A 1,188-nucleotide genomic window follows, 5' to 3' on the forward strand; every position below is an offset into this window, starting at 1 on the left:
GTGTGGGGTCCGATGTTTGCAGAACTGGCCGCCAACGTGGCCACCTCGGTGCCGATTCGTCCGAACCCCATGACACAAGACCAGCTGTTGGGCTTGTTTGCTGCTTCGGCCGTGGGTCGCGATGTGATTCTCGAGCCAGCCACCCAATTTGACATGTGCGGCAAGACCGACACCAGCAAGCCCACACTCGAAGTTGTGTACGACGAAGTCTGACGCCATGAGCAAAACCATCCCTATCGTCCCCGCCTCGCAAGCACCCGCAGGCATGAGCACCACCATCGAGGGTGATGGCATGGGCTGCCATTCTGGTGGTGAAAAAATGTTGGCCGCAGCCAAAGCTTCAGGCAAGTCTGAGGTGCTGGCGCAATACGCCAAGGACTATCCAGTGGATCCGAAAGCGGGTCCACACGATCAGCCGCAAAGCATGTGTCCTGCGTTTGGCTCCTTGCGCGTGGGCCTTCGCATGCGACGCACCGCCACCATTTTGTCGGGTTCGGCTTGCTGTGTGTATGGATTGACCTTCACCTCGCATTTCTACGGTGCTCGACGCAGCGTCGGCTACGTGCCATTCAACTCTGAGTCCTTGGTGACGGGCAAGTTGTTTGAAGACATTCGCGAGTCTGTCTATGACCAGGCCGATCCCGAGAAATACGATGCCATTGTGATCATCAATTTGTGTGTGCCCACAGCCAGTGGCGTGCCCTTGCAGTTGTTGCCCAAAGAGATCAACGGTGTTCGCATCATTGGTGTCGATGTGCCAGGTTTTGGCGTGCCCACGCACGCAGAAGCCAAAGATGTTTTGGCTGGCGCCATGCTGAAATATGCGCGCGAAGAAATTTTGGCAGGTCCCGTTCAAGCGCCTCGTACAGGCCGATCGGACAAACCCACCATCACCATGATTGGTGAAATGTTCCCTGCAGACCCCATGATCATTGGGCGCATGCTGGAACCCATGGGCCTTGCTGCCGGCCCCGTGGTGCCCACACGCGAATGGCGCGAACTGTATGCGGCACTCGATTGCGCAGCGGTTGCAGCCATCCACCCTTTCTACACCGCCAGCGTCCGCGAGTTTGAAGCGGCTGGGCGCCCGATTGTGGGTTCAGCTCCGGTGGGCCATGACGGCACAGAAGCTTGGTTGCAAGCCATTGGCAATGCGGCCAATGTGCCTCAAGCCAAAATCGACATGGT

Annotated in this window: 1 protein-coding gene and 1 pseudogene; both read left to right on the top strand. The window is 57.8% G+C overall.

Annotated elements, in window-relative coordinates:
- A pseudogene (locus tag Q0341_RS09820) lies at positions 1 to 213 on the top strand (chlorophyllide reductase iron protein subunit X); the annotation flags it as partial.
- A gap of 4 nt (positions 214 to 217) precedes the next feature.
- Positions 218 to 1,188, top strand: a 971-nt coding sequence (gene bchY, locus Q0341_RS09825) for a chlorophyllide a reductase subunit Y (protein ID WP_299512660.1), incomplete at its 3' end; no start/stop codon positions are given.

Origin of the sequence: uncultured Limnohabitans sp., assembly GCF_937889215.1 — a bacterium.
Classification (GTDB): Bacteria; Pseudomonadota; Gammaproteobacteria; order Burkholderiales; family Burkholderiaceae_C; genus Limnohabitans_A.